Annotated in this window: 2 tRNA genes and 3 rRNA genes; all 5 read right to left on the bottom strand. The window is 50.4% G+C overall.

Annotation, left to right across the window (positions count from 1 at the left end):
• Positions 1-55 precede the first annotated feature (55 nt).
• Positions 56-165: ribosomal RNA gene (gene rrf, locus LS48_RS14475) — 5S ribosomal RNA — on the bottom strand.
• Positions 166-348: 183 nt separating this feature from the next.
• Positions 349-3,186, bottom strand: a 23S ribosomal RNA gene (locus LS48_RS14470).
• 219 nt (positions 3,187-3,405) lie between these two features.
• Positions 3,406-3,482: transfer RNA gene (locus LS48_RS14465), tRNA-Ala, on the bottom strand.
• A gap of 159 nt (positions 3,483-3,641) precedes the next feature.
• Positions 3,642-3,715: transfer RNA gene (locus tag LS48_RS14460), tRNA-Ile, on the bottom strand.
• A gap of 164 nt (positions 3,716-3,879) precedes the next feature.
• Positions 3,880-5,405: ribosomal RNA gene (locus LS48_RS14455) — 16S ribosomal RNA — on the bottom strand.
• Together the 16S, 23S and 5S rRNA genes with 2 tRNA genes alongside form the textbook arrangement of a ribosomal RNA operon.
• Positions 5,406-5,673 lie beyond the last annotated feature (268 nt).

The following is a 5,673-nucleotide window of genomic DNA, read 5'->3' as shown; positions in this document are numbered from 1 at the left end:
TATCTCCCTTTACCCCATAAAAAAAGTCCCTCATTTTTCAATGAAGGACTTTAAAGGAAGGCGGCGACCTACTCTCCCACTGGATAGCAGTACCATCGGCGCAAACGGGCTTAACTTCTCTGTTCGGAATGGTAAGAGGTGAGCCCCGTCGCTATAACCACCTTAGTTTTAAGTGTTCAGTGTTCAGTTGCAGTTGGCAGTAAAAAATACTGTTGCTTGCAGTTTTGCACCTTGCACTGTCCGCCATTGGCGGACAAATATCTTGACATATCGAAACAAACAATAGAAGAAAAGTGAACCTGCTTAAAAAAAGAGTTGCACCCCCGCCCTTACGGGCGGGAAGGCGGCGTACATAAGCTTACGGGCTATTAGTACCGCTCGGCTGGGACATTGCTGCCCTTGCACCTGCGGCCTATCAACGTGGTAGTCTCCCACGGCCCTTTAAAGAAATCTCATCTTGTGGTGGGTTTCGCGCTTATATGCTTTCAGCGCTTATCCCTTCCCGACGTAGCTACCCAGCGGTGCCCCTGGCGGGACAACTGGTGCACCAGCGGTCGGTCCAATCCGGTCCTCTCGTACTAGGATCAGATCCACTCAAATTTCTTGCGCCCACTGTAGATAGAGACCGAACTGTCTCACGACGTTCTGAACCCAGCTCGCGTGCCACTTTAATGGGCGAACAGCCCAACCCTTGGGACCTTCTCCAGCCCCAGGATGTGACGAGCCGACATCGAGGTGCCAAACCCCCCCGTCGATGTGAGCTCTTGGGGGAGATCAGCCTGTTATCCCCGGCGTACCTTTTATCCTTTGAGCGATGGCCCTTCCATGCGGAACCACCGGATCACTATGCTCTACTTTCGTACCTGATCGACTTGTAGGTCTCTCAGTCAAGCTCCCTTATGCCATTGCACTCTACACACGATTGCCAACCGTATTGAGGGAACCTTTAGAAGCCTCCGTTACTCTTTTGGAGGCGACCACCCCAGTCAAACTACCCACCAAGCACTGTCCCCTTTTGTGAAGGGTTAGACTCTAGACAAGCAAAGGGTGGTATTTCAACAATGACTCCACCACGCCTGGCGACGCAGCTTCAAAGTCTCCCACCTATCCTACACATTACTTGTCCAAAACCAATACTAAGCTATAGTAAAGGTGCACGGGGTCTTTTCGTCCCACAGCGGGTAATCGGCATCTTCACCGATACTACAATTTCACCGAGCTCATGGCTGAGACAGTGTCCAGATCGTTACACCATTCGTGCAGGTCGGAACTTACCCGACAAGGAATTTCGCTACCTTAGGACCGTTATAGTTACGGCCGCCGTTTACTGGGGCTTCAATTCAATGCTTCTCCGCCGAGGCGGATGACATCTCCTCTTAACCTTCCAGCACCGGGCAGGTGTCAGGCCCTATACTTCATCTTTCGATTTTGCAGAGCCCTGTGTTTTTGATAAACAGTCGCCTGGACCTCTTCACTGCGGCCCACGTTGCCGTGGGCGACCCTTCTCCCGAAGTTACGGGTCGATTTTGCCTAGTTCCTTAGCCATGAATCTCTCGAGCTCCTTAGAATTCTCATCCCAACCACCTGTGTCGGTTTAGGGTACGGGCTGCCTCGCTCGTTTTTCTTGGAAGTCGATCCTCGGGATTATCACCTTGGCCGGAGCCTCAGTGTACTATCGCCGTGTTGCCACTGGCTTCAACGCACTATTCCGTCAGTGCGCACCCAATTTTCGCCTCCGTCACTTTTAGCGCGGGCAGGTACGGGAATATTAACCCGTTGTCCATCCACTACCCCTTTCGGGTTCGCGTTAGGCCCCGACTAACCCCCAGCTGATTAGCATAGCTGGGGAAACCTTGGTCTTTCGGAGTGCGGGTTTCTCGCCCGCATTATCGTTACTTATGCCTACATTTTCTTTTCTGTCCGCTCCAGCATACCTCGCGGTACACCTTCGGCGCAAACAGAATGCTCCCCTACCACTTATAATAAATTACAAGTCCATAGCTTCGGTAGTATGTTTATGCCCGATTATTATCCATGCCGGACCGCTCGACTAGTGAGCTGTTACGCACTCTTTAAATGAATGGCTGCTTCCAAGCCAACATCCTAGCTGTCTGTGCAGTCCAACCTCGTTTTTTCAACTTAACATACATTTGGGGACCTTAGCTGATGGTCTGGGTTCTTTCCCTCTCGGACATGGACCTTAGCACCCATGCCCTCACTGCTGACCAACATTTTATAGCATTCGGAGTTTGTCAGGAATTGGTAGGCGGTGAAGCCCCCGCATCCAATCAGTAGCTCTACCTCTATAAAACTATATGTCAACGCTGCACCTAAATGCATTTCGGAGAGTACGAGCTATTTCCGAGTTTGATTGGCCTTTCACCCCTACCCTCAGGTCATCCCAAGACTTTTCAACGTCAACGGGTTCGGCCCTCCATTTGGTGTTACCCAAACTTCAGCCTGCCCAAGGGTAGATCACACGGTTTCGCGTCTACTACTACCAACTATGGCGCCCTATTCAGACTCGCTTTCGCTGCGGCTCCGGTACTCAATACCTTAACCTCGCTGGCAACAGTAACTCGTAGGCTCATTATGCAAAAGGCACGCCGTCACCAGTAAACTGGCTCCGACCGCTTGTAGGCGTATGGTTTCAGGTTCTATTTCACTCCGTTGTTCACGGTTCTTTTCACCTTTCCCTCACGGTACTGGTTCACTATCGGTCTCTCAGGAGTATTTAGCCTTGGCGGATGGTCCCGCCGGATTCATACAGGGTTTCACGTGCCCCGCACTACTCAGGATACCACTATCGGTAACTGTCTTTACTAATACCGGGCTATCACCGTCTATGGCCACGCTTTCCAACGTGTTCTTATTCATAAAGCACCAAATATCGTGGTCCTACAACCCCGCACAGTCCGTAAACTGTACGGTTTGGGCTAATCCGATTTCGCTCGCCGCTACTATCGGAATCACTATTGTTTTCTCTTCCTCCGGGTACTTAGATGTTTCAGTTCCCCGGGTTCGCCCCCTTTCGGGTACCATATCTTCAATATGGTGGGTTGCCCCATTCGGATACCTGCGGATCAACTTGTATGTGCCAATCCCCGCAGCTTTTCGCAGCTTATCACGTCCTTCCTCGCCTCTGAGAGCCTAGGCATTCCCCATACGCCCTTGTTTTGCTTATTGTACTTTTTGCTCTTTTAATGAGTTGTTCAAAATTTAAGTAAACAGTGTTCAGTGCCAGTAGGCAGTAAAACTGCGAACTGTATACTGAGACTGCAAACTTCTTTTAATTATTGCTTTTCTCGTATTCTTTGTTTCCAATATGTCAATGAACTGTCCGGATCCCCGCACCCCCCAGGCCCGGATAACGGGCAGCTAATGGAGGACGACGGTTGTTGTCCCTGGTGGAGAATATCGGAGTCGAACCGATGACCTCCTGCGTGCAAGGCAGGCGCTCTAGCCAGCTGAGCTAATCCCCCGTCTGTGAATGAAATTCCAAAATTCTAAAATTCCAAATTCCAAAAAGGATAGGCACCCCAACTTCTAAAATTTCCTTTCAATATGTGTTTATGAACTTATATTCCCGAAGAAATATTTTTTTCAAACTTCGATTTCGATTTCAGCCTCGATTTCGACCGTAGTCCCAGGCAGACTCGAACTGCCGACCTCTACATTATCAGTGTAGCGCTCTAACCAGCTGAGCTATGGGACTCTGTAATTGGCCCCAATGTTCAGTGTTCAGCATTCAGTTTTGATGTACTGAGACTTAACCTGTTGACCATAATATTATAAAATTGACAGCTAAACCAAGCAAGACCCCCTCGTTCTTCACTATAAGAGCCTTCTCTTGTTGAATTTTCGGTCGTCTTTCTCTAGAAAGGAGGTGTTCCAGCCGCACCTTCCGGTACGGCTACCTTGTTACGACTTAGCCCCAGTTACCAGCTTCACCCTAGGCCGCTCCTCGCGGTGACGGACTTCAGGTGCTTCCAGCTTCCATGGCTTGACGGGCGGTGTGTACAAGGCCCGGGAACGTATTCACCGGATCATGGCTGATATCCGATTACTAGCGATTCCAGCTTCACGGGGTCGAGTTGCAGACCCCGATCCGAACTGAGACAGGTTTTGTGGATTCGCTCCGCCTTGCGGCGTGGCTGCCCATTGTACCTGCCATTGTAGCACGTGTGTGGCCCAGGACGTAAGGGCCGTGATGATTTGACGTCATCCCCACCTTCCTCACGGTTTGCACCGGCAGTCTCGTTAGAGTTCCCATCTTTACATGCTGGCAACTAACGACAGGGGTTGCGCTCGTTATAGGACTTAACCTGACACCTCACGGCACGAGCTGACGACAACCATGCAGCACCTTGCAGTCTGTCCGAAGAAGGGGGTGTTTCCACCCCTGTCAGACTACATTTAAGCCCTGGTAAGGTTCCTCGCGTATCATCGAATTAAACCACATGCTCCACCGCTTGTGCGGGCCCCCGTCAATTCCTTTGAGTTTCATTCTTGCGAACGTACTCCCCAGGTGGGATACTTATCACTTTCGCTTGGCCACCCAGCCTACCAATGCAGGCCGGACAGCTAGTATCCATCGTTTACGGCGTGGACTACCAGGGTATCTAATCCTGTTCGCTCCCCACGCTTTCGTCCATCAGCGTCAATATAGTGTTAGTGACCTGCCTTCGCAATCGGTATTCTATGTAATATCTAAGCATTTCACCGCTACACTACATATTCTAGCCACTTCACACTAATTCAAGGCGACCAGTATCAATGGCAATTCCACAGTTGAGCTGCGGGATTTCACCACTGACTTAGACGCCCGCCTACGGACCCTTTAAACCCAATGATTCCGGATAACGCTCGGACCCTCCGTATTACCGCGGCTGCTGGCACGGAGTTAGCCGGTCCTTATTCGTACGGTACCGTCAAGCCCCCACACGTGGGGGTGTTTCTTCCCGTAAAAAAGCAGTTTACAACCCATAGGGCAGTCTTCCTGCACGCGGCATGGCTGGATCAGGCTCCCGCCCATTGTCCAATATTCCTCACTGCTGCCTCCCGTAGGAGTCTGGTCCGTGTCTCAGTACCAGTGTGGGGGATCCCCCTCTCAGGGCCCCTACCCATCGTTGCCTTGGTATGCCGTTACCATACCAACTAGCTAATGGGACGCATGCCCATCTATTGCCGATAAATCTTTACCATATATCGAATGCTCTCAATATGGACTATGGGGCATTAATCCAAGTTTCCCTGGGCTATTCCCCTGCAATAGGTAGGTTGCATACGCGTTACGCACCCGTGCGCCGGTCTCAAGGGGTGCAAGCACCCCTCTACCCCTCGACTTGCATGTGTTAGGCCTGCCGCTAGCGTTCATCCTGAGCCAGGATCAAACTCTTCATCGTATAATCTTCAATAATATTGCGACCATACACCAAAAGAGCCCGACTCTCAAAAAAATTCAGGAATTCTCACTTAGTTTAGTTTTCTCTGTCGGTCGACCACCTCTCCAGGTGGCGACCTACGCTGTCAATTTCAATATCTCAATGAACTTTTTTATCTAGTTTTGCTCGCCGACAGATCGTGTTCTGTAGTCACTCATTGTCTAAGCGGGTGCAAATGTACAACTCTTTTTTAATCCCGCAATACCTTTTTAAAAAAATATTTCAAAAA

It is taken from the genome of Aequorivita aquimaris, from assembly GCF_001573155.1.
Taxonomy (GTDB): domain Bacteria; phylum Bacteroidota; class Bacteroidia; order Flavobacteriales; family Flavobacteriaceae; genus Aequorivita; species Aequorivita aquimaris.
Note: the sequence above shows the minus strand (reverse complement) of the source record. Positions and strands in the feature narration are given on the sequence as shown.